Here is a 22,757-nt window from a genome sequence, read left to right as displayed (position 1 = left end):
GGCCGCTCACTCCGAATCGGCAGCGTGGACAGGCGCCTTCTCGGCAGGTGCCGACGAGGGCGTCCTGGTCCGGCTGCGGTAGCCGATGGGGCCCTCCCCGGCCCGCTGGTAGGTCCCCAGGAACCCGTCGTCGTCGAAGGCGACGGTGCCGTTGTTGCCGCGACCGTCGCGCCAGGTCAGCCTGGTGACCGGCAGGCCGGGCACACCCACCGCGACGAGCAGGTCACCGGAGTGGTGCCAGCCACCGCTCCAGCCCTCCTCCGTGGAAAAACGCCGAGCCTCCTCGGCGAAGGAGCCGCGCTCGATCAGCTGGCCACGGAACTCGCTCGGCGGCTCACCCGGCTGCCGGCGCCAGCCGTAGAAGGCTGCCTGCTGCTTCTCGAACGTGATCGCGTACTCGGCGCCGGACGCGTCCGCCCAGGCCACCTGGTCGAGGACAGCCTGCTCGCCGCGGTCGACGAAGATGGTGATCTCGCCGGCGCCGCTCGCGTACCGCAGCACCGGCTCGGCGATCGCCTGCCGTTCGAGCGCCAGCCCCGCCTGGTCGTGTGCGTGCATCGGGTCGATCGTCACCCGGTACAACCACAGCAAGCTCAGGGCGTCGGCACCGCTCTCGATCCGCAGCGTGTTCCAGCCGGTCACCAACTCCTCGGCCGGGACCGCGAAGACCAGCCGTTGCGGGAGTCCACCGCCGTTGGGGATCCGCAGCCGGTCGGCCAGCGCGCGGCCGTTGAGGCGGACGGTGAGCGGGGCGTATCCGGGCGCCTGGGAGAGCATCGACGCGAGCGCCACGATGGCGACGCAGGCCTCGCGGACGACGGCCGGGTCGGGCACGTCGAACCGCAGCTCGACCGACCCGCCGGCGCCGATGGCCAGGTGGTCGCCGGCAGCCGAGGCCCGGTCGACGCCGGTGACCGTGACGTTCCCGATGCGTGGCGGCTCGGTGCCGAAGTCGGCGTAGGTGGGTGGCATCTGGATCCCGGCCCGCTGCGTGGCCTCCGGCGGAGATGACAACGACGGGTCCAGCAGTACCTCGTACGAGAAGACCTTGTGCTCGAAGGTGCCGTATCCGATGTTGGCGGCGCCGAAGGCGGACCGCACCTTGCCGATGTGCAGTGTGCCAGGCGCGACCGCCGAGCGGGCGACGTAGAGCGGTTCGCCGTCACCCTCCCGGCCCGCCGGCAGGGCGTCCGCGGGCACCGCGCCGCCGGACGCGATGCCCCAGACGCCGCGATCCATCAGCACCTCGTACTCGTCGACGCTGACCTCTCTACCGTTCCAGGCGACCTGGGCCGCGCCGAAGCCCGGGCGGACCTTGCCCGGGTGCACGCCGCCGTACATCCGCACGCGGCACACCCACAGTGGCTCGCCGTCCGCCTCGTATCCGTGCGGTACCGCGCCGGGTGGGATTCGGCCACCGCAGGCGGGTTCCCAGCGATAGGCATCGGCGGTGACATCCATTCCGCGGAGGATAGATCAACAAGTTCGGTACCCGCGCACCGCCTGCGGTCCCACCAGCACCCGGGCCACTGCCACGAGCCCGTGGACGCATCGTCTCGCCGGACGGGGTGTCGGGCCTCCTACTGACCCGTCGTCCACGAGCGGAGCTTCTCCGGGTTGCGTACCGCCCAGATGTGCCTGATCCGGTCGTCCGCGATCTCGAAGGCCATCACGGTCACGGTGACCCCGTCCTGCTGCGCCACCAGACCGGGTTGTCCGTTGACCGTGCGCTCCAGGATCGTCAGGTGGGGCGCCAGGCCGATGACGTCGACGAGGCCACGGGCGATCCGCTCACCGCCTTCGACCGGGTCGAGCGCGGCGTTGACCAGACCGCCGCCGTCGGCGGTCGCGGTGGCGTCGGGGTCGAGCAGCCCGATCAGCGCGTTGATGTCCCTGGCCTGCCAGGCCCGCTTGAAGTCCCTGACCAGGCCGGCCTGCCGGGCGGTCGGAACCGTGGCCGCCTGTGACTCGCGGATGCGACGGCGGGCCGAGGTGGCCAACTGGCGACACGCCGCCGGGCTGCGGCCGACGATGTCGGCGACTTCGGCGAAGGCGTACCGGAAGACGTCGTGCAGGATGAACGCGACGCGCTCGGCCGGGGTCATCGTCTCGAGTACGACGAGGAAGGCCATGCTGACCGACTCGTCGAGGGTCACCCGGTCGGCCGGATCGGCGGCGGCGACACCCGGACGTCCGCTGATCCGCTCGGCCCGGTCGGGCAGCGGCTCCGGGATCCATTCGCCCACGTAGCGCTCCCGCCGGGCCCGTGCCGAGCCCAGCAGGTCGAGACAGATTCGGCTGGCGACCTTCGTCAGCCAGGCACCGGGGGACTCGATGGCGTCCCGCTCCGGCGCCGACATGGCGTACCAGCGGGCGTACGTCTCCTGTGCGACGTCCTCGGCTTCGGCCAGGGAGCCGAGAAGCCGGTATGCCAGATTGATCAACTGACGCCGCTCGCGCACGATCGCGTCCAGGGTCGGATCGGGTCCGCCGTCCCCCGGCTCGGGCTGGCTGGTCATGGTGTCGACGGCTCCCTCGGCGGCGGTGGTTCCCACTGTTCCGATCTCACTGTTCCGATCTCGCGTTCTGATCTCACTGTTCCGACGAAACGCCCCCGCGAAGTGTGAGGTGGGCGGGTCGCCTCACATTCCCGGCGGTCGTGTCGTCGGACTACCGAGACACCATCCACCAGGCAGGAAGGTTCGACCATGTCCACGTCCACGTCCACGTCCACGTCCACGAGGATCGAGCAGGACAACCTCCAGTCCCGGCTGCCCGACCCCGGCCAGCTCTTCCCGGAGCTGGTCGCCATCGCCGGAACCATGACAAAAGCCATTCACAACGGATCGATCCCGAAGACCACGATCCACCTGGTGCAACTGCGCGCCGGACAGATCGTCGGCAGCACCTACCACACGGTCAGGCAGAGCGGCGAACTCCGCCAGGCCGGAGAAACCGAGGAACGCATCACCGCCGTGGCGTCGTGGCAGGACGCCCCCTACTTCACCGACGCCGAACGGGTCGCGCTGGAAATCGTCGAGGCTGTCCTCACCCCGAACCCGTTCGGGGAGCGCGTCTCCGACGAGCTGTTCGCCAGGGCGACCGACCACTACGACGACACCGCGATGTGGACGCTCACCCTGGCGATCAGCCAGATCTGCTACTTCATCCCCGTCGCGCTCGTCGCCAAGCCGGTCCCCGGCATGCCGCCGGGACAGAACTACCGCAGGTAACACCCGGAACCCGGGCGATGACGCGCACCGGTACGCCACGAAGGTCGGTGGCCACGTCCGGTGGCCACCGACCGCCGCGTGCGACGAACCCGCTTCCGGTGCCAGGATCATCCCCGTGATCGGAGAACTGACCCGGACCTATCTCGACGCGGTGGACCGCGCGCTGCCCGGTTACGTACGCGGTCTCTACCTGGTCGGGTCAGCCGTGCTCGACGCCTGGCAGCCGGGTGTCAGCGACGTCGACACGGTGATCCTGACGTCGCGTCCGGCCACCGCCGACGACCTCACCCAGCTCGCGGCGGTGCACGGCGGGATGCCGGACTCGCCGCACCTCGACGGCGTCTACCTGGAGCCGGCGTTGGCGGGGTCCTGGCCGGACGACCAGCGGATGGTGCCGCACGTGGTGAACGGGACGTTCGCCACCGACCGGCCCTGCGGTGAACTCACCCCGGTCCTGTGGCTGACCCTGCGCCGGTACGGCGTCGCGGTGCGCGGCCCGGCCGTCGCCGACCTGGGCGTACGGGTGGACCCGGACGCGGTACGCCGCTACAACCTCGACAACCTGCGGACGTACTGGCAGTCGTCGGCGGCGACGATCCGGTCGGCGCTGACCGGGGTGGCCCCCGACGAGGCCGTGGACGGCGGCACGGTGAGCTGGTACGTGCTCGGCCCCGCGCGGCTGCACCACACGCTCGCGTACGGGAACGTCATCTCGAAGGCCGCCGCCGGGGCGTACCTCGGACACCTGTTTCCCGAGTACGCCGACCTCGCGCACCGCGCGATCCGTTGGCGTACGGGCACACCGGAACGCTTCACCGCCGCCGACCTTTCCGCCGCGTTCGACAGCGTCGACGCGGTGACCGACGACGCCTGGCGCCGCTTCGGCGTGGCACGGGGTTCTCAGCCTCGCGGTAACTGACTCGATCGCGAGCAGACTCAGCCATAGAGTTACCGCTATCGGTCGGCATGCAGGCGTCCGGTGCCGGCGGCGGCGCGGGGAGGTGCCATGTCGGTAACGCAACAGCCACGACGCTCCTGGGCGAGGTCGATCTGGGGTTGGATCGTCACCCTGGTGTCCACGGCGGTCGCGATCTGGATCGTCGTGCAGGTGCTACCGGACTTCGAGCTGACCGGGCCCGGCACGGAGCAGATGCTGGCACTCGCGGTCATCACCGTCGTCTTCCTGGCCGGGGTCGGGCTGCTGCCGCTGCCCCTCTACTGGTTGTTGGGGCGGTCCGCACGGCGGAACGTGCGCCAGATGGCGCAGGAGCCCGACCCCGACGCCTCGGACCGGGAGTTCTTCGCACCGTTCCGCCGGATGATGGTGTTGACCGGTGTGGGCACCGCTGTCGGAGCCGTGGTCACCGTGGTGCTGGCACCCGTCGTGCTGTGGCTTTCCGCGCGACTGTGCGAGGTCCTCGGGCTGCCGGTACGGCTCTCGGGTCTCTGGCCCACCGTCTTCGCGGCGGCCCTTGTCGCCATCATCTCGACGATGGTCGGAGACCTGCTCCAGTTGCCGACGGGTCGACGCAGGGCCTGGCGTACGCTGCGTTTCCTGGCCGCCTACCTGCTGCCGATGGCCGGCCTGTGGCTCACCGTGGCCTGGCTCGACAACGCCACGTTGCGGACGGGCGACGAACAACAGCACCTGTTCGTCCTGGTCGTACTCGCCGTGGTGTTCGCGCGACTCGACTTCGAGGTGAGCGCGCCGCTTGTCACGCTGATCCTCATGCTGGTCATCAACGCGTTCAAGCTGTGGCTACTCAGCTGGCTGAGCAGCTGGATGATTCTTCCCCTGCAGATCAGTGGCTTCTGGACCTTTGTGCTCGCCGCCCTGATCGTCACGATCGTGACCCTGCCGAACGAATGGTTGAAGCCGCGCCGGCCGCCCGAGCCAACGATGCACGACCCCTTCATGGACTCGATGCACACCCCGACTACGCCGTACTACTGAGCCTCGTCCCCACCTGCGGTCGAGGACGTGCCGGCGGCGGTCCTGGTGGATGTCGTCGGCGTGGTCGCTTCGGTGAGTGCCGCCAGTACGGCGGCGACGGCGGGCGGGTCGGGTGGGTCGCCGTAGGTGGCGGCGTGGATCTGGCGGTGGAAGCCGGTGATCTCGGTGGTGTGCACGTCGGGACGGCGATGGGCCTGGAGTGCGAGGCCGGGCAGCGTGGCGACGCCCATGCCGGCGGCGACCAGGGCCTGCACGACGACCATGTCGTCGCTGAGTGAGGCGACGCGCGGGGTGAAGCCTTCACGCCGGCACGCGGTCAGCAACTCCGCCTGGCACCGATCGCAGCCGCCGATCCAGGCGGAGTGGCGATGGTTCGCGACGCTGTCGTCGGAGCGTTGGCTGACGAGGTAGATCGGGTCGTGGGCGAGGTACAGGAGGCGGAATCCCTCGTCCTCGACGGCAGCGTCGGCGTGTCGGAAGACGAGTGCGACGTCGATCTCGCCGTGCCGCAGCATCTGTAACGCTTCGACCGGGTGGCGCTCGATCAGGCTCAGCTCGATTCCCGGGTACGCCCGCGCCAACGTGGCGGCCGCTCTGGGCACGATCGTGCTCAGCGCCGACGCGTTGGCGGCCAACCGGACCCGCCCTGTCCGCAGGCCGACCTGTGCCGCGAGCTCGCTGGCTGCCGCATCGACCCGTCCCACGATCTCGGCGGCCCGGTTGGCCAGCAGCCGCCCTTCCGGCGTCAGTCGGATCCCCCGACCGATCCGCTGCACGAGCTTGACACCGGTGGCTGCTTCCAGACGGGAGAGGTGGTGGCTGACCGACGGCTGCGAATAGTGCAGCTCTCTCGCCGCTTCGGTCACCGACTCGTGTCGAGCCACCGCAGCCAGGACCTTGAGCTGGACCAGGTTCAGCACACATCGAAGATATCAATGAGTCAAACACGGAATTGGCATTGGACGTCATGCGATGACTGTTTCAAGCTGACACGTGCCAGAAGTTCACCGCGACGGCGACGAGGGTCGCCACGAGGAGACGAGAGCAGTGACCAGAGGTGTGGGCAAGGTGGTCTGCGACATCACGATCTCGATCGACGGGTACTCGGCCGGGCTCAACCAGACCGAGGAACGCCCGTTCGGCGACGACGGCGGCGACGGCTCGGGCGACAGGCTGCACGCCTGGATGTTCGACACTCCCGACGAGAACCGGGCCGAGATCGACCAGTTTGCGACCGCCAGCGCATTCATCATGGGACGCAACATGTTCGGCCCCGTACGTGGTGGGTGGGATCGGCAGTGGAACGGCTGGTGGGGCGACAAACCGCCGTTCCACACCCCGGTCTTCGTCCTCACCCACCATCCGCGCGACCCGCAGCCGATGGACGGCGGTACGACGTACCACTTCGTCACCGACGGGATCGAGTCGGCACTGGCCCAGGCGCGCGCGGCGGCCGGCGACGGCGATGTCACGATCGCCGGCGGCGCGACGACCATCAACCAGTATCTCGTCGCCGGCCTGGTCGACGAGCTGCGGCTGCACATCGTGCCGCTCACGCTCGGTGCCGGCACGCGGCTGTTCGAGGGCGTCCCGTCCCTGAAACTCGAACAGCTGGCGTCGCGAGCCGCGACCTCAGTCACGCACCTGACCTACCGCGTGCTCTCCTGAGTCCGGAGGTACCCGTAGGCCGCGACCATCCACGGACCCTGGTCATTGCTCTCGCGACAGGATGACATCGCGGTGCCGCCAGGCGAGGTGCAGGCACGCCGCACCGCTCGGCGCCATCGAGCCCTCGCCGAGAAGCCGATCCATGGTTGGCGCGTCGAAGGCGAGTTCCTCGGACGCCAGTTCACCCTCATCGTTCTTGTCGACCATGCCGTCGAAGATCCGGTCGAAGACATCGGCCTCGAAGACCGCGACCGTCAGGAGATCACCCACATAGTTGAGGGCGTCGACCCCGATGCCGAGGCAGTAGACGTTGATTCGACCGCGACGTCGTGCGGCGTCCAGTGATCGGAACGGCTCCTCGTTCTCATAGTCGACCGGCGCCCCTCCCCCATCGTGCTCAGGATTCCCGAGAAACTCCTCGCTGTACTCCCGCATCACGTTTCGCCACAGGTCGAAGTCCGGAGAGTGAGGGGCACGAAGAACTGAAGCGGGCTGGAAAACACCGGTGGGAAAGACGCTGAGCAGGCCGCCGGCAATCGCGACCTTGCCGGGATCTCTGCGCAACAGGAAGAAGCTCACCCCGGAGCCGCTACGCCGGATGGTCAGCGTGCTCACGGAGGTCATCAACGGGTAGTTGGCGAGCGTGAACGGATCCCGGAGAAGTCGGCGAAAGGGTAGGTTCTGCCAGGCGATCCTATCGGCCACCAGGTTCTCATGCTGGTCAGCGCCGGCCAGGGCAGCCTCGTGTGCGAGCGACTCGCCCACATCGATCATGTCGAAGTAACACATCTCGCCGAGTGTCACCCGCAACGGGGGTAGGTTCGCCGTTTCGTCCGACAGGACATCGAGTAGTCGATAACAGAGTCGGTTTTCGAACAGTCTCGGCCGGGCGAGGTCACGCATCGCCCGGTGGTACCGATCGTATTCCCGGCCGGAGTCGGCGATCGGTCGCAGCCGTCGCGTCTCCCGTTCGCCACCGGTCACCCGCGGACGATCGGCATCCTGACGCCAGTTCAGTTCCACCCGCGCCAGGTCGATCGGCGCCCTGAGCCGCCAGTTCGGTGGCATCAGGAGACCGGTCTGCCCGAGGCGGATCGACTCCGGATAGAGCCGACTGATCTGGCGAGTCAGCTTGGCACGGTGACGCCCGAGGAAGCGCCGCGTCTTCAGCCAACTATGCTGGCTTCTGCCTACCACCGGGTCCGTTCCGCCCTCACCGGAGTCGGCGTCACTTCCCGACAGGCCCAGCATCCGCCGGGGAATACCCAGTCCGTCAGCGAACCGTTCAAAGAGGTCGAGCGCGACGACCTTTCGCCCACCACGTTCCAACTCGCTGACGTGTGGCTGGGGCATGCCGACAAGCATTCCCACGTCGTTCTGGCTCGCGCCGGTCCAGCGACGGTATATGCGCGACACGGCGCCCATGTCGCGCTCGGCGAGAGCCTGGGCCATCTCGGGCCGCTCCCAGAGCCCGGGTGGAACGACAGGCGGCGTCCAAGGCTTCATGTTCAGACCCTATCGAACTCCACATACCCCGGCCGTATACGCGCGCTGGCTGTCCGATGGCGGCTCGCTCGGGTTTTCTGGTGGCAAGCCTGGCCAGGCCCTGCATCACCACCGTTACCGGTTCAGCGCACCGCCGGAAATCTCCGGTCCCTATTGACCAATGCCGGCGGTCGCCACCCAACAAAGTCGGGAGGTGACACATGGGTTTGTGGAAACGATGGCGGCAACGACGGTTGGCGGCGGTATTCGCGCGACATGCCACCGATGTGCTGGCGGCCGCCGAAGCCGCTGATGCCGCCGAGGCGGAGGCCGCGCGACAGCGGGTACTGGAACTGGCCCGTCGACAGCGCCGGGACGTCGACGCCGAACAGGCCGACCGGGACTGGAACGGCCCCACCCGGATCGACGGTCTGCCGCTACTGACGTACGGACAACAGTGGCAGTACGGGACCGGACGGGCAGAGTCGTGGTGACCCGGGCCTGGAGGTGGCTGCGTCGACGCCGCCACGACAGCGGGGTCCGGGAGCGTCGGCGCAACGACTGGCGCTGGTACCAGGCCAGGGGGCGGCGATGAACGAACGGCCACCCCATCTGGTCAGCCCGTCGATCCCGGACCTACCGGAGGGGACACTGCTGCGCCTCGCGCCGGGCGAGTGGTCGCACTGTCGTACGGTGCCGGACGGCCACGCACCGGACGTGACGGTGTGTCGGTTGCACCGCAACGTGACCCGGCAGGACGGGGCCGGCCTGTGGGTGTGGATCGTCGGCCACGAACATCCGTCATGCACCTGGCCACACGTCGAGTCGCACCCGCCGTGCCTGCAACTGGTGGTGCGGGTCGACGTACTGAACCGGACGGTCGAACCGTGAGCATGGTGGAGGGGCCGCCTGGTCCGGCTGTCGGGATGGCCCATCGGTTGATCGTCAACCACGCGCAGGACCGGAACTGTCCGTCCTGTCAGAACGGCTGGTGTCCGGCGGTCGAGTGGGCGTTGTGGCTGGTGGTGACCGACGAGCAGACACCGCCGGGCGGTCGGGACCCGGTCACCGTGGTCGCCCGGCGGGTGTACCTGGCACACCGGGCGCGACCGGTGGACGGCTGCGGCCCCTGCGGACTGCCCGCCTGCGAACGCTGGGAGATCGCCAGCGCCTGGCTGCTCCGGGTCGGCGAGCTACCCGAGATCCGTACCTGGCGGCTGGTCGGGACCGGAGCATGACGCCCGTACAGCGCCGCGCCTCCGCCGCCGTCGACCGGCGGGAGCCAGCCACGCACCTTCGACAACCGCGATGTGGGTCTCCGTGAAGTTGATCCGGGGCGGCCAGCCGACCAGCAACGGATCAACTTCTTTGAGAAGCCCCAGGGCGTCTTCTCACTGAACCTGACCAATTACCGCAGGAGGAGACCAAGCAGCGTCGCCGGGACGCTGCGAACTGGATCCGCCGCACTGCGGTCACCGGCCCGTCGGTCACTCTGCGTAACTACGGCATGAGATTGCGATGTACCGAGTGGAGGGCGTCGGCCCGGATTGCGGCATGAGAGTGCACGGTATTGGGGGTGCCCTCCCACGGTCGTCGCCCCAATCGGCAACCCCACGTGACTCACGGCAAGCAAATCACCGACAACCAGCATGACGACCGCGTAGAGCGAAGCGATGCCGGCCATCGGCACGTCCGTGAGCACATGAAACAACTCGCCGGACGCCCGCCACCACAACGGTCGAGCCGGCCAGCCATGCTCCGGGACCGCCAGTCTCAGCAAAGAATGATTGCACAGACGGTTCCGGCGCGACTGGACGGCATACAGTGGCAGCGTGGTCGTCGATGGAGTGTGGGTCGGCGTCGACTTCGGCACGTCGAACACCGCCGCCGTGCTCGCCGGGCCGGGAGCACAGACTCGCCCACTGCTGTTCGACGGCTCGCCACTGCTGCCGTCGGCGGTCTTCGCCGACTCCGACGGCGGGCTGCTGACCGGCCAGGACGCGCTGCGCTCGGCGCGTATCCATCCGGAGCGGTTCGAGCCGGCGCCGAAGCGATGTATCGACCATGGCACGGTGCTGCTGGGCGGCCGGACCGTACCGGTGGCCGACCTGATCGCCGCGGTGCTGCGCCGGGTCGCCGTCGAGGCCGACATGGTCGCTGGGCAGCGGGTGCGTCGGGCAGTACTCACCCATCCGGTCTCCTGGGGACATCTGCGACGGCAGACCCTGCTCGCCGCCGCGACCGCCGTGTTCGCCGAGCCGGCGTTGGTCACTGAGCCGGTCGCGGCGGCCCGCTACTTCCTCACCATCGCCGGCCGCCGGCTCCCGGCCGGTTCCATCGCGATGGTGTACGACCTGGGCGCCGGCACGTTCGACGCCACCGTGGTACGACGCGCGGCGGACGGCTTCGAGGTGCTGGCCAGCGGCGGGCTGGACGACGTCGGCGGGCTCGACATCGACGCGGCGCTGGTGACCAGCCTCGGCGAGGTCTATCGGGCCCGGGACGGGGCGGCCTGGTCCCGGCTGCTTCAGCCGACCACCGCCGCCGACCGGCGGGCGTCCTGGATGTTCTGGGACGACGTCCGGGGCGGCAAGGAGATGCTGTCCCGTACCTCAAGCGTCACGCTGCATGTGCCGTTCCTCGATGAGGAGGCGCTGCTGGGTCGGGAGCAGCTCGACCGGCTCGCCGAACCGATCCTGGGCCGGACCGTGTCGGTGGCGGCCCGGGTGCTCGCCGCAGCCGAGGTGGCACCGGCCGAGCTGGCCGGCGTGTTCCTGGTCGGCGGGGCGAGCCGGATGCCGCTGGTCGGCACGCTGCTGCACCAGCGGCTCGGCCTACCGCCGGTGCTGTTCGAGCAGCCGGAGCTGGTGGTGGCCGGCGGCAGCGTCCATGCGCCGCTGCCGGCCCGGATCGATCTGCCGGCACCGGAGCCCGTCCCGGCCCTGGAGCCATCGGCCGAGTCGAGGTCGACCTCCGCGCCAGCGTCACACCCCGCCGAATCGAGGCCGACCTCCGCCCCGGAGCCGGAATCCGTGCCGTCGGACCCGGCAACACCAACGCCGGTGGTCGCGGTGCCGCTGGAGCCCGTACTCGCGATTCCCGTAACCGCCGGTCCGCCGTCGGGTACCGGTGCGGCGCCAGAGATCCGGCCCGCAACGCCCGGCACACCGGGCTCCCGCCGGCGTAGGCGACTCGGTCTCGCGGCCGGTGTCGTGGTGCTCACGCTGCTCGGCTATACGGTGTGGAACATCGTGCCGCTCGACGGCGCCGGCCGGTCCGGCGGTGCGGCGACCACCACTCCCACCCGCTCGGCCTCGCTGCCGCAGCCGACCGTGCTGGAGCTGCCGACCGGCACTGCGGCACACACCGTCGTGCTGAGCCCGGACGGCCGGCGCCTCGCCGCCATCGATCAGTACACCATTCGGACGTTCACGTTTCCCGAGCTGGCGCCGGTCGGTCGGCCGTTGCAGGTCGGCCGGCAGACCTACGGGGTTCCGGGCGGGGTAGCGGACCCGGACACCAGGGAAGACTTCGCGGCGGCGGTGTTCAGCCCGGACGGGCGGACGGTGGCCACCTACGACTCGGGGCCGTTCGGATACATCCAGGTCTGGGATGTGGCGAGCGGCCGGCGGACAGAGCGGATCAGCGACACGGGATGGGGCTCCTGCCTGGCGTTCAGTCCGCGTAACGATCGGTTCATCGCCTGCCTCGGCGCTTACGATTCGGCCCGGGTGTGGGCCGTTTCGGGATGGCGGCCGCTCGGTGCGGTGCGGAGCGACCACACAGGAGTGATGCGGCACGCGGTGTTCAGTCCGGACGGCCGGCTGCTGGCCACCGACGGCGGTGCGGGGAGCGTCCTGCTCTGGGATGCGCGTACCCTCCGACGGCTGGGCGAGCTCGCGGCCAGCGAGTTTCCGGCGACCATGGATGTCACCGCCGACCCGGGGGTGGCGATAGCGTTCAGCCCGGACGGTAGGACCCTGGCGACCGGCGGGATGGACGGCACCGTCCGGCTGTGGGACGTCGACACCCGCCGCCAGATCGCCGTACTCGGCCGGCACGTCGGCGGTGTTTTCAGCCTGGCCTTCGCCCCGGACGGGACGACGCTGGCCAGCAGCGGAGAAGAGCGGACGATCCGGCTGTGGGACATGATCACCCGCCGGCACATCGCGCCGGTGCCCTGGGGCGGACCGTCAGGGGTAAAGGGCGCAGGCTTGTCCTTCAGCCCGGACAGTCGCACCATCGCGCTCTGCGTCGGAGACACGGTGCAGCGGTGGGAGGTAGCAAGCGTCCGGGCGTACGCCGCCTCCGCATCCCCCGATCCCGATGGCCCGTAACGAAGTCAGGCGAGCGGACGCGATCGCCTCCCCGAGATGAGTGAGGAGATCGTCAACATTGCACGCATTTTGGGAGAGCTGCTGGAGATAGGCCGCAGCTCGGGTGAGGCTACCCGTCACGCCGGTGCCTACGACCTCCACCCGTCCATACTCCGAGTTCACGGCCCCAGTATGACGGCCCTCACCGACATCGGAGTCGGTCAATTCCGACCTTGTCGGGCGGGCTGGGCTCCGAGATTGACCAGCTCGCCGGTGGTCGGCGGCTCTGGCTGAGGTGAACGCGCCCGGTCGGCGGCAGAAGACGATGCTGGCGACGGCCCGGATGGCGGCACGCAGTCGCGGGGATCAAGTTCCGTGAGAGCGAATCAACCTTGCCGAGAACTCACACGCGAACAGAACGGATCCCTTGACATCGCCGCAAGTGGATGGTTCTGTGAGCGCTCACAGCAGCAGTCTCCAGCCAGGCGGCCAACCACACCAATCACTACAGCTAAACACCGGTTTGCGCGTTCTGTAAGCGCTCCCAAATCGATCGTGACGAGCGGTGGTGCGGCGCGGGCAGGGCCGTCGTGGCGCCGGTTTCGTTCAAGGAGGAACGTTCCCGATGCAGCACAGGAAGGTCAGGTTCGGAGCGGTCACACTGGCCGCCGTCGCCGCCGTCGCCGTCGTACCGGCTCTCGGTCAGCCGGCGGCGGCCGCGATCGCTCGGCCGGGGTCCGGACCCGGCGCCACCGCCGGCCCGGCCAACCCCGGCTTCGAGGCCGCCGGTCCCGACGGGTCACCGCTGGGCTGGTCCGAACGCGGCCAGGCGGCGGCGAGCTACGTCGAGCCGGGCGGGCGGTCCGGCGCGAACCAGCTCACCCACGCCGCCGACCGGCCCTACCGGGTGGAGACCCGGCAGCGGGTCACCGGCCTGGACCGGGGCGAGCACACGCTACGGGTCTCGGTCCGCGCCAGCGGCGGGCAGCGGGACGCGTACGTCGGCCTCACCGACTGCGGCGGGCCGACCCGTCGGGTCGACCTGCCCCGCACCGGGGCCGAGTGGTGGGTCGAGGTCGCCCTCACCACCCGGGTCAGCACCGGGCGCTGCACGATCGTGCTCTCCTCCGACGGTGACGCCGGCCAGTGGGCGCACTTCGACGACCTGACCCTCACCCCGACCGCCGGGCAGGCCGGGCCGGCACTGGCGATCGCCGGCGCCGACGTGTCACACCTGACCAAGAACGAACACCACGGCGCCGTGTACCGGGACCGGACCGGGCCGCCCCGGGACGCGCTGCGGATCCTGCGGTCCAACGGCGTCAACTACGCCCGGCTCAAGGTCTGGGTGAATCCTGCGGACGGGTTCAGCGACAAGGCGGACGTGCTGGCCAAGGCACGCCGGGCGCACGCCCTCGGGATGGGCCTGCTGATCGATTTCCACTACTCCGACACCTGGGCCGACCCCGGCAAGCAGTTCAAGCCGGCCGCCTGGGCGGACCTGCCCTTCGACCAGCTCCGACAGGCGGTGTACGACCACACCCACGACGTGGTCTCCGCGCTGCGCCGACAGGGCACCCCGGCCGACATGGTGCAGGTCGGCAACGAGATCAACGGCGGGATGCTCTGGCCCGACGGGCAGTGGGACAACTGGGACGGGCTTGCGGCCCTGCTCACCGCTGGCAGCACCGCGGTCACCGACGCCTCGCCGGGCAGCAAGGTCGTGCTGCACCTGGCCGAGGGCGGCAACAACGGCGGACACCGCTGGTGGTTCGACAACGCGGTGGCCCGGGGTGTGCCGTTCGACGTCATCGCGGTCTCGCACTACACGTACTGGCACGGGCCGCTCGGCGCGCTCCAGGCCAACCTGCTCGACCTCACCGCCCGGTACGGCAAGCCGGTGATGGTGACCGAGACCGCGTACGGCTTCACGCTCGACGAATCCGATCACGAGGCGAACATCTTCAACGCTGCACTCCAGCAGGCCGGTGGATACCCGGCCACACCCGCCGGGCAGGCCGAGGCGGTCCAGGACATGGTCACCACCGTTTCCGCCGTACCCGGCGCGCTCGGGATCTTTTACTGGGAGCCCACCTGGACCGCAGTCGACGGCGCCGGCTGGGATCCGGCCGACCCGGCCTCCGGCGACGGCTGGGAGAACCAGGCCCTCTTCGACTACACCGGTCGGGCCCTGCCCGCCCTGCGGGTGGGCGGCGCCGCCGACACCCCCAACGGTTGGGCGGCCGCGGGCTTCCGGCGTACGGGCAGCGCCGCCCGTACGCCGGAAGCCGACGAACCGGCGGACCTGACCGGTGGGCCGACGCACCCGACAACGGGCGGGTCGGCCACCCGATCCCTCCGACGGAAGGAACCCCATGCGCGGTTCGTCCCCACCGCTGCGCAGCATCGTCGCCGTCACCGGCGCAGTCGTGCTGCTCGCCGCCGGCCTGCTCGCCGGCACCACCGTTCCCGCACACGCCGCCGCCACCATCACCAACCCCGGCTTCGAGTCCTCCGGCGGCACCCAGACTCCCGCCGGCTGGTCCGAGTCGTCCAGCACCGGTCAGCAGAGTGCCGGTTTCATCGAGGCCGGTGGACGCTCCGGCAGCTACCGGTTGTCGCACTGGGCGTCGTCGGCCTACCAGGTGGAGACGTACCAGCAGTTGACCGGGCTGGCCGCCGGGTCGTACACCCTGCGGGCCTGGGTCCGGTCCGGCGGCGGCCAGGTCGCCGCGTACCTGGCGTTGCGGGGTTGCGGTGGTGCCGAACAGCGGGCCAGCATCCCCACCACCTCCACCTGGACGCAGGTCTCGGTGACCACCCAGGTCACGGCGGGGGTGTGTACCGCCGGCATCGTCTCGAACGCCCAGGCCGGAAACTGGATCAACGTGGACGACGTGGAGTTCGTCAGCAGCGGCGGCAACCCCAACCCCAGCCCGAATCTGATCCGGGGCGTCGACATCTCGACGCTGAAGAAGAGCGAGGACCGGGGCGGTGTCTACCGGGACGGCGCCGGCAACCAGCGCGACGCGCTGCAACTGCTCCGGTCCGGCGGCGCCAACTACGCCCGGCTGAAGGTCTGGGTGAACCCGGCCGACGGCTACAACAACCGGGCCCGGGTGCTGCAGATGGCGACCCGGATCAAGGCGCAGGGCATGCGGCTGCTGGTCGACTTCCACTACTCCGACACCTGGGCGGATCCCGGCAAGCAGTACAAGCCGGCCGCGTGGAACAGCTACAGCTTCAGCCAGCTGCGCGACGCGGTCTACAACCACACGTACGACGTACTCAACGCCCTGAAAGCCCAGGGTACGACGGCCGACATGGTGCAGGTCGGCAACGAGATCAACGATGGCATGCTCTGGCCGGACGGCCGCAGTTCCAACTGGGCGAACCTGGCCGCCCTGCTCACCGCCGGCAGCACCGCCGTGAAGGCGGTGAACAGCTCGACCCTGGTGATGCTGCACCTCGCCGAGGGCGGCAACAACAGCCAGCACCGGTGGTGGTTCGACCAGGCGACCTCGCGGGGCGTGCCGTTCGACGTGATCGGGGTGTCGCACTACCTCTACTGGCACGGCTCACTGGCCAGCCTGCAGAACAACCTCAACGACCTGGCGTCCCGGTACGGCCGGCCGGTGGTGGTCGCCGAAACCGCGTACGGCTTCACGCTGAACGCCGACGACGCCGAGCCGAACATCTTCAACTCGTCTTTGCAGCAGGCCGGCGGCTATCCGGCCACGCCGCAGGGGCAGGCCGACGCGCTGCGCGCGGTCTTCAATGTCGTGCGGTCGGTGCCGAACGGGCGGGGCCTGGGCGTCTTCTACTGGGAGCCGACCTGGACGGCGGTGCCGGGCAACGGCTGGGACCCGGACAACCCGTCTTCCGGCAACGGCTGGGAGAACCAGGCGCTCTTCGACTACAGCGACCGGGCACTGCCCGGCTTGTCCGTTCTCGGCGCCGTCTGAGACATCTGAGCTGAGCGCCGGGAACTGTGAGGAGGCCTGGTCGGGCCCGGCCCGACCAGGCCTCTCCGTGACCATGAACCTCAAGGGGTTGTCGCCGATGCGTTCCCGATATATCGTTGAAGCATCAGCGATACCTAGGGAGTAGATCATGGGATTTCATCGAGGCTTTCGAGCCGCACACGAGGCCCGCTCGCGCGGCTTCGGCTACCCGCCCTTCGGCCCGCCCGGCGGCTTCGGCCACGGGCCGGGACATGGGCACGGACGCGGCCGGGGTGGCCGAGGCGGCCGGGGCCGTCGCCCCAACGTCCGCAACGCCGTCCTCGCCCTGCTCACCGAGCGGGCGATGCACGGCTACGAGATGATTCAGGAGCTCGACTCCCGCACCGGCGGCGCCTGGCGGCCGAGTCCCGGGTCGATCTATCCGACCCTGCAACTGCTGGAGGACGAGGGGCTGATCGTCACGGTCGCCGACGACAGCGGCGGCCGGAAGCGTTTCGAACTCACCGACACCGGGCGGGGCGAGGCGGAGCAGGCGGCCCAGGCGCCACCGTGGGCCGAGTTCGCACCGGAGACCGTGCACAGCTGGCACGAGATCCGCGACGCCGGATTCCAGGCGATGAACGCGCTGCGCCAGGTGATGCAGACCGGCACCGACGAGCAGCGCGAGCGGGCCGCCCAGGTGCTGGACGAGACCCGGCGCAAGCTGTACGCCATCCTCGCCGAGTCGGAGTGAACAGCGGTCCTCGCCGGACCGGCCCTCACGGGTTCACCGGAAGTGACCGCTCCACCGACGGACGCGACGGGTGCACCCAGCACGACACGTTCGCCGGACACCACGGGCCCGACCTGGCCGACCAGGTCGGGCCCGTCGCGTCGACACCGCCGGAGCGGTGCGGGGATCTCCGGCCGCCCGGGCGGTACGCGCCCCGTTGGCGACATCGGTCACGAGACTGCCGCCCGTTCGCCGGAACGTCCATCGAGGCATCGATGCCGACAAATCGAGTCGCGTAACGAACTGTTAGCACGGGACGTGCGACACATATACGGACTTCAATGTAACCTGGATGTCGGTGCCCGTTCACCCAACGGCCACCGGATGATATCCAGGAGGACCCGCACATGCCGCAGCCCGCCCTCTTCGCGATCGACATCGTCGCCGTGATCCTGCTCGTGTTCGGGCTCTACTTCCCCCGGCACCGCCGGCGCGACCTGGTGGCCGCGTACCTCGGCGTCAACGTCGGGGTGATGGCGGTCGCGAGTTCGCTCAGCACCAGCAGCGCCGGCACCGGACTCGGCCTCGGCCTGGCGCTGTTCGGGGTGCTCTCCATCATCCGGCTGCGCTCCACGGAACTCGACCAGCACGAGGTGGCGTACTACTTCTGCGCCCTCGCGCTCGGCATCCTCTCCGCGCTCGGCGGCGGCGCGGCGTGGCACATCCCGGCGATGATGGCACTGATCCTCCTGGTCATGTTCGTCGGCGACCATCCCCGGCTGTTCCGCAGCTACCGCCGACAGAGCATGCTGCTCGACTCCGCCATCACCGACCAGGTCGCGCTCGTCGCCCACCTGGAGCAGCTCCTCGGTGCCCGCGTGCACTCCGCCGCGACCCAGCGGATCGACCTGGTCAACGACACCACGCTGGTCGACGTCCGCTACTCGCTGCCCGCCGGGGCCGGTGCGGCACTGCGGGTGGCCACCACGACGACGGGAGGAGTACGTCGATGACCGCCTCGGTGACCTGTGCGCCGCTGACCGGCCTGGAGTCGATCGGGTTGGAGGAACTTGTCGAACGGGCCGCCCTGCAGACCCGGGTGGACCGCAAGTACCTGCTGCCGGTCGACGTGATGTGGGACGTGCTCGACCTGGTCGACCCGACGACCCGGGTACTGGAGATCGACGGCGCACGCTCGTTCGCCTACCAGTCGACGTACTTCGACACCCCGGACCTGACCAGCTACCTCCTGACCGCCCAGCGTCGACGCCGACGCTTCAAGATCAGGACGCGGACGTACCTCGACTCGTCGCTCTGCTGGCTGGAGGTGAAGACCCGGGGTGCCCGGGGCAACACCGTCAAGGACCGGCTGCCCTACCAGACCGACCACGAGAACGTCCTCACGCCGGGGCTGGAGTTCGTCGAGAGTGTGCTCGCCCGGGAGTCGATTCCGCTGGACGGCCCGGCGGTGTTCGTACCGACCCTGGTCACCCGGTACCGGCGCAGCACCCTGTTCCTGCCGGCCACCACGAGCCGGGTCACCGTGGACACCGAACTGATCTGGCAGGACACCGCTTCCACCGCGCTGCACCTGCCCGACCTCGCGGTGGTCGAGACCAAGACCGGATCCACCGCGTCCGCCGTCGACCGGCTGCTCTGGGCGCGCGGTCACCGTCCGATCCGGATCTCCAAGTACGCCACCGGTCTGGCCGCGCTCCGGCCGGACCTGCCGGCGGCACCGTGGCGTCGCACCCTGCGCCGGCACTTCGTACCGCCCACCTCTCTCCACCGGCACCACTGCCTCGCCCCACCGCCGCCCGACGGCCGCCACGCCGCCTCCGTACCGCCGTCGACCGCCTGCCACACCAGCGTGGCAGGCCCGGCCCGTCCCCTCGAACCGGAAACGGAGTGACCGTGCGCAGAATCGTGTACTACGTCGTCGGCGTCCTCACCGTCGCCGCCATCGGCGTGGACCTCGGACCACCGACGGCTCCGGCCGCGGCCGGGCTCAGTCCGGCGGCAGCCGCGGTCGACGCCGGGGGAACCGGAGCCGGATCGGCGGACCTGGCCGTTCAGCAGGCCGCCGGGGTGGGTGCCGGGCAGGCCGCGCAGCAGGTCCCCGAGCCGAGCGCCGAACAGGTCGCCGCAGCGGCCGCCGAGTTGGCCGGTGACATCACCTTCTCGGTGCCGAGTGGCACGTTCCAGAACGAGGTGTCGGTCTCCCTCAGCACCGCGCTCTCCGGCGCGGTGATCCGCTACACCACGGACAACCAGCCGCCGACCGAGGCGTCACCCAGCTACTCCGGTACGCCGCTGCGGATCACCCGCACCACCCAACTGCGCGCCCAGGCGTACGTCAACGGCACCGCCACCGGCGAACCGGGTACCGCCATCTACGTGGCCCGTGCCGTCACCACCACCCACGACCTGCCCGTCCTGCTGCTGGACGCGTACGGCCAGGGCGCCCCCGGCCGGGAGTACGTCGACACCTCCGTGATGGAGTTCCGGCCCACGAACGGCTCCACGTCGCTGGCTGCCACCCCGAGCCTGGTCAGCCGGGCCGGCTTCCACCTGCGGGGCAACTCCAGCGCGATGTTCCCGAAGGTGCCGTACCGGCTGGAGTTGCGGGACAACGCCGACGACGACGCCGACCTGCCGCTGCTCGGGTTGCCGGAGGACTCCGACTGGGTGATGCGCGGGCCGTACAGCGACAAGGCACTGATCCGGGACGCCTTCGTCTACGGTCTCGGCCGGGACATGGGCCGGGTGCACGCACCCCGCTTCGCCTTCGCCGAGGTGTACGTCAACCTGGACGCCCAGCCGGTGAGCGCCGCCGACTACCAGGGCGTGTACCTGATCGTCGAATCGATCAAGAACTCGAAGAACCGGCTCGACCTGAAGCAGCTCGACGAGGACGACGTCACCCTGCCGAAGATCACCGGCGGCTACATCTTCAAGTTCGAGTGGCTGGCGGCGGAGGAACCGATCCTGCCCTGCCCGGGAGGTGGCGCGAACTGCTGGAACTTCCTGGAGGTGGTCGATCCGGAACCGCTGCAACCCGCGCAACGGGACTGGCTGACCCAACATCTCCAACAGTTCAACACCATGGTGAACTCAGCCGGGTTCGCTGATCCGACGACCGGTTATCCAGCCTGGATAGAAGTCGACTCCTGGGTCGACAACATGATCATCAACGAGTTCACCCGGGAGATGGACTCGTACCTGCGCAGCGCGTACTTCCACAAGGACCGGGACGGCAAGATCGTCGCCGGGCCGCTCTGGGACTTCGACCTGACGTTCGGGGTCGGTGGCTTCTTCGCCAACGACCAGATTAGCGGCTGGCAGTACCAGCAGACCCGGAACCCGGTCGCCAACAACTGGTACCAGCGGCTCGTCCAGGACCCGGCGTTCGTCAACCGGGTGAAGGTCCGCTGGCAGCAGCTCCGCCAGGGCCTGCTCTCCAACGCACAGCTCGAGGCCCGGATCAACAGCCTGGCCAACCCGCTTACCGCCGCGGCTGCCCGCAACTTCCAGAAGTGGCCGATCCTCAGCACCCGGATGGTGGGCCCGTTCGTCACCCCGACGAATCCCACCTGGGCCGGCCAGGTGCAGCAGATGCGGGACTGGATGTTCCAACGGGCCGCCTGGCTGGACTCCACCGCCGCCTGGGGCGGTACGACGACAACCCCGCCGACCACCCCGCCGGCGACCACCGCGCCGCCGACCCGACCGCCGGTCACCACGCCGCCGGTGACCACACCCCCGGCCTCCGGCCGATCGTGTACGGCGGCCTACAGCATCACCAGCCAGTGGACCGGCGGCTTCCAGGCGGACGTGAGGGTCACCGCCGGCACGGCCGCGATCAACGGCTGGCGGGTGAACTGGACGTTCGGCAACGGTCAGACCGTCAGCCAGTCGTGGAACGCGACCGTGACGGCCAGCGGCTCGGCGGTGACCGCGACCAACGCGGCGCACAACGGGGCACTCGGCGCCGCCGCCAGCACCACCTTCGGTTTCATCGGCTCCTGGACCGGCACCAACAGCCTGCCCACGCTGACCTGTACGGCGTCCTGACCTCGTCAAGCTCGCAAAGCAGAGGTTGAGGGCCGGGTCGCCCACGACGGACCGGAAAGGTGGGGGCCGGATCGCCCGCGACGGGATCAAGCCTGACCGCCCAGAGCGGGTGATCCGGCCCCCACCGCAGACGATCCGGCCCCGACCACGGTCGATCCGGTCCGCGACAGGGGCGCGTCAGTGCACGGTGACGATCGGCTTGGCCACCAGGTCCCGCAGTTCCTCGGGCAGTTCGGCGCCCATCTCGTCGGCGAGCCGGACCGCCTCCTCGATCAGGGTCTCCACGATCTGTCCCTCGGGAACGGTCTTGATCACCTGGCCCTTGACGAAGATCTGCCCCTTGCCGTTTCCGGAGGCCACTCCGAGGTCCGCCTCCCGGGCCTCGCCCGGTCCGTTCACCACGCAGCCCATCACCGCGACCCGCAGCGGCACCGGCAGCCCTTCCAGACCGGCGGTGACCTCCTCGGCGAGCTTGTAGACGTCGACCTGGGCCCGGCCGCAGGACGGGCAGGAGACGATTTCCAGACCGCGTTCGCGCAGCCCGAGCGACTCCAGGATCTGGTTGCCGACCTTGATCTCCTCGACCGGCGGCGCGGAGAGCGAGACCCGGATGGTGTCCCCGATTCCCTCGGCCAGCAGCGCACCGAAAGCGACCGCCGACTTGATCGTGCCCTGGAACGCCGGACCCGCCTCGGTCACCCCGAGGTGCAGCGGGTAGTCACACTGCTCGGCCAACTGCCGGTACGCCCGGATCATCACCACCGGGTCGTTGTGCTTCACCGAGATCTTGATGTCCCGGAAGCCGTGCTCCTCGAAGAGCGAGCACTCCCAGAGCGCCGACTCGACCAGCGCCTCGGCGGTCGCCTTGCCGTACTTGGCGAGCAGGCGCTTGTCGAGCGAGCCGGCGTTCACCCCGATCCGGATCGGCACCCCGGCGTCGCTCGCGGCCTTCGCGATCTCCTTGACCTTGTCGTCGAACTGCCGAATGTTGCCCGGGTTGACCCGGACGGCGGCGCAGCCGGCGTCGATCGCGGCGAAGACGTACTTCGGTTGGAAGTGGATGTCGGCGATCACCGGGATCTGCGACTTCTTGGCGATCGCCGGCAGCGCCTCCACGTCGTCCTGGGACGGCACCGCCACCCGGACGATCTGGCAGCCGCTGGCGGTCAACTCGGCGATCTGCTGCAGCGTGGTGTTGACGTCGGCGGTCAGGGTGGTGGTCATCGACTGGACCGACACCGGTGCGCCGCCACCCACCGGTACGGAGCCGACCATGATCTGCCGACTCGACCGTCGCGGCGCCAGTGGCGGCGGCGGTACGGCGGGCATGCCGAGGCTGACTGCGGTCAC

18 protein-coding genes and 1 pseudogene are annotated in these 22,757 nt (G+C 69.7%); 14 read left to right on the top strand and 5 right to left on the bottom strand.

What is annotated here, in order from left to right; all coding sequences use genetic code 11:
• Positions 1–6 precede the first annotated feature (6 nt).
• Both V1633_RS21325 and sigJ read right to left on the bottom strand, forming a co-directional pair.
• The gene (locus tag V1633_RS21325; protein WP_331216130.1) at positions 7–1,461 is read right to left on the bottom strand and encodes a DM9 repeat-containing protein; all 1,455 of its coding nucleotides are present in this window, start codon (positions 1,459–1,461) and stop codon (positions 7–9) included.
• Positions 1,462–1,580: 119 nt separating this feature from the next.
• Positions 1,581–2,519 carry an RNA polymerase sigma factor SigJ gene (gene sigJ / locus V1633_RS21320; RefSeq protein WP_331216129.1) on the bottom strand — a complete coding sequence of 313 codons (939 nt, stop codon included), beginning with the start codon at positions 2,517–2,519 and terminating at the stop codon, positions 1,581–1,583.
• 189 nt (positions 2,520–2,708) lie between these two features.
• Between sigJ and V1633_RS21315 the strand changes: the two genes are divergently transcribed.
• From V1633_RS21315 to V1633_RS21305, 3 genes are all read left to right on the top strand, one after another.
• Positions 2,709–3,233, top strand: coding sequence for a carboxymuconolactone decarboxylase family protein (locus V1633_RS21315; protein ID WP_331216128.1), 525 nt, complete (start codon positions 2,709–2,711; stop codon positions 3,231–3,233).
• A 115-nt stretch (positions 3,234–3,348) separates the two neighbouring features.
• Positions 3,349–4,152, top strand: coding sequence for a nucleotidyltransferase domain-containing protein (locus V1633_RS21310; RefSeq protein WP_331216127.1), 804 nt, complete (start codon positions 3,349–3,351; stop codon positions 4,150–4,152).
• Positions 4,153–4,239: 87 nt separating this feature from the next.
• Positions 4,240–5,187 carry a hypothetical protein gene (locus tag V1633_RS21305; RefSeq protein WP_331216126.1) on the top strand — a complete coding sequence of 316 codons (948 nt, stop codon included), beginning with the start codon at positions 4,240–4,242 and terminating at the stop codon, positions 5,185–5,187.
• Here V1633_RS21305 and V1633_RS21300 read toward each other — a convergent pair.
• Positions 5,181–6,107: a LysR family transcriptional regulator gene (locus tag V1633_RS21300; protein WP_331216125.1), complete on the bottom strand. Its 927-nt coding sequence runs from the start codon at positions 6,105–6,107 to the stop codon at positions 5,181–5,183. The genes V1633_RS21305 and V1633_RS21300 overlap by 7 nt on opposite strands.
• 127 nt (positions 6,108–6,234) lie before the next feature.
• Between V1633_RS21300 and V1633_RS21295 the strand changes: the two genes are divergently transcribed.
• Positions 6,235–6,855, top strand: a complete 621-nt coding sequence (locus tag V1633_RS21295; RefSeq protein ID WP_331216124.1) for a dihydrofolate reductase family protein — start codon at positions 6,235–6,237, stop codon at positions 6,853–6,855.
• Between the two features lie 42 nt (positions 6,856–6,897).
• On the opposite strand, the gene V1633_RS21290 is transcribed toward V1633_RS21295, so the two are convergent.
• Positions 6,898–8,361, bottom strand: coding sequence for a helix-turn-helix domain-containing protein (locus V1633_RS21290; RefSeq protein ID WP_331216123.1), 1,464 nt, complete (start codon positions 8,359–8,361; stop codon positions 6,898–6,900).
• Between the two features lie 200 nt (positions 8,362–8,561).
• On the opposite strand from V1633_RS21290, the gene V1633_RS21285 reads away from it, so the two are divergent.
• The 10 genes and pseudogenes from V1633_RS21285 (at position 8,562) to V1633_RS21240 (ending at position 21,407) form a co-directional block, all read left to right on the top strand.
• A complete protein-coding gene (locus V1633_RS21285) occupies positions 8,562–8,834 on the top strand; it encodes a hypothetical protein (RefSeq protein WP_331216122.1) in 273 nt (90 codons plus the stop codon).
• 97 nt (positions 8,835–8,931) lie between these two features.
• Positions 8,932–9,231: a hypothetical protein gene (locus tag V1633_RS21280; protein ID WP_331216121.1), complete on the top strand. Its 300-nt coding sequence runs from the start codon at positions 8,932–8,934 to the stop codon at positions 9,229–9,231.
• Positions 9,232–9,266: 35 nt separating this feature from the next.
• On the top strand, positions 9,267–9,578 hold the full coding sequence (locus V1633_RS21275; RefSeq protein ID WP_331216120.1) for a hypothetical protein: 312 nt from the start codon (positions 9,267–9,269) through the stop codon (positions 9,576–9,578).
• A gap of 594 nt (positions 9,579–10,172) precedes the next feature.
• Complete coding sequence (locus tag V1633_RS21270) at positions 10,173–12,677, top strand: Hsp70 family protein (RefSeq protein ID WP_331216119.1); 2,505 nt, start codon at positions 10,173–10,175, stop codon at positions 12,675–12,677.
• A 604-nt stretch (positions 12,678–13,281) separates the two neighbouring features.
• Positions 13,282–14,805: pseudogene (locus tag V1633_RS21265) on the top strand (glycoside hydrolase family 53 protein); the annotation flags it as partial.
• 226 nt (positions 14,806–15,031) lie between these two features.
• Positions 15,032–16,621 (top strand): glycosyl hydrolase 53 family protein, encoded by a 1,590-nt coding sequence (locus V1633_RS21260; RefSeq protein ID WP_331216118.1) that lies wholly within the window; start codon positions 15,032–15,034, stop codon positions 16,619–16,621.
• 148 nt (positions 16,622–16,769) lie between these two features.
• Positions 16,770–17,354: a PadR family transcriptional regulator gene (locus tag V1633_RS21255; protein WP_331216117.1), complete on the top strand. Its 585-nt coding sequence runs from the start codon at positions 16,770–16,772 to the stop codon at positions 17,352–17,354.
• A gap of 386 nt (positions 17,355–17,740) precedes the next feature.
• Complete coding sequence (locus V1633_RS21250; protein WP_331216116.1) at positions 17,741–18,346, top strand: DUF4956 domain-containing protein; 606 nt, start codon at positions 17,741–17,743, stop codon at positions 18,344–18,346.
• Positions 18,343–19,245, top strand: a complete 903-nt coding sequence (locus V1633_RS21245) for a polyphosphate polymerase domain-containing protein (protein WP_331216115.1) — start codon at positions 18,343–18,345, stop codon at positions 19,243–19,245. The genes V1633_RS21250 and V1633_RS21245 overlap by 4 nt, the downstream gene beginning before the upstream one ends.
• Before the next feature lie 2 nt (positions 19,246–19,247).
• Positions 19,248–21,407 (top strand): CotH kinase family protein, encoded by a 2,160-nt coding sequence (locus tag V1633_RS21240; protein WP_331216114.1) that lies wholly within the window; start codon positions 19,248–19,250, stop codon positions 21,405–21,407.
• A gap of 177 nt (positions 21,408–21,584) precedes the next feature.
• Here V1633_RS21240 and ispG read toward each other — a convergent pair whose 3' ends face one another.
• Positions 21,585–22,757 carry a flavodoxin-dependent (E)-4-hydroxy-3-methylbut-2-enyl-diphosphate synthase gene (gene ispG, locus V1633_RS21235; protein WP_331216113.1) on the bottom strand — a complete coding sequence of 391 codons (1,173 nt, stop codon included), beginning with the start codon at positions 22,755–22,757 and terminating at the stop codon, positions 21,585–21,587.

The organism is Plantactinospora sonchi (genome assembly GCF_036422035.1).
GTDB lineage: Bacteria > Actinomycetota > Actinomycetes > Mycobacteriales > Micromonosporaceae > Plantactinospora > Plantactinospora sonchi.
This window is presented reverse-complemented; position numbering and strand designations above follow the sequence as displayed.

What these genes read in the sequence shown, in the direction of transcription:
- V1633_RS21325 (WP_331216130.1), bottom strand. Translation starts at nt 1,461, where the DNA reads ATGGATGTCACCGCCGATGCCTATCGCTGGGAACCCGCCTGCGGTGGC.
- sigJ (WP_331216129.1), bottom strand. Translation starts at nt 2,519, where the DNA reads ATGACCAGCCAGCCCGAGCCGGGGGACGGCGGACCCGATCCGACCCTG.
- V1633_RS21315 (WP_331216128.1), top strand. Translation starts at nt 2,709, where the DNA reads ATGTCCACGTCCACGTCCACGTCCACGTCCACGAGGATCGAGCAGGAC.
- V1633_RS21305 (WP_331216126.1), top strand. Translation starts at nt 4,240, where the DNA reads ATGTCGGTAACGCAACAGCCACGACGCTCCTGGGCGAGGTCGATCTGG.
- V1633_RS21290 (WP_331216123.1), bottom strand. Translation starts at nt 8,361, where the DNA reads ATGAAGCCTTGGACGCCGCCTGTCGTTCCACCCGGGCTCTGGGAGCGG.
- V1633_RS21285 (WP_331216122.1), top strand. Translation starts at nt 8,562, where the DNA reads ATGGGTTTGTGGAAACGATGGCGGCAACGACGGTTGGCGGCGGTATTC.
- V1633_RS21280 (WP_331216121.1), top strand. Translation starts at nt 8,932, where the DNA reads ATGAACGAACGGCCACCCCATCTGGTCAGCCCGTCGATCCCGGACCTA.
- V1633_RS21275 (WP_331216120.1), top strand. Translation starts at nt 9,267, where the DNA reads ATGGCCCATCGGTTGATCGTCAACCACGCGCAGGACCGGAACTGTCCG.
- V1633_RS21260 (WP_331216118.1), top strand. Translation starts at nt 15,032, where the DNA reads ATGCGCGGTTCGTCCCCACCGCTGCGCAGCATCGTCGCCGTCACCGGC.
- V1633_RS21255 (WP_331216117.1), top strand. Translation starts at nt 16,770, where the DNA reads ATGGGATTTCATCGAGGCTTTCGAGCCGCACACGAGGCCCGCTCGCGC.
- V1633_RS21250 (WP_331216116.1), top strand. Translation starts at nt 17,741, where the DNA reads ATGCCGCAGCCCGCCCTCTTCGCGATCGACATCGTCGCCGTGATCCTG.
- V1633_RS21245 (WP_331216115.1), top strand. Translation starts at nt 18,343, where the DNA reads ATGACCGCCTCGGTGACCTGTGCGCCGCTGACCGGCCTGGAGTCGATC.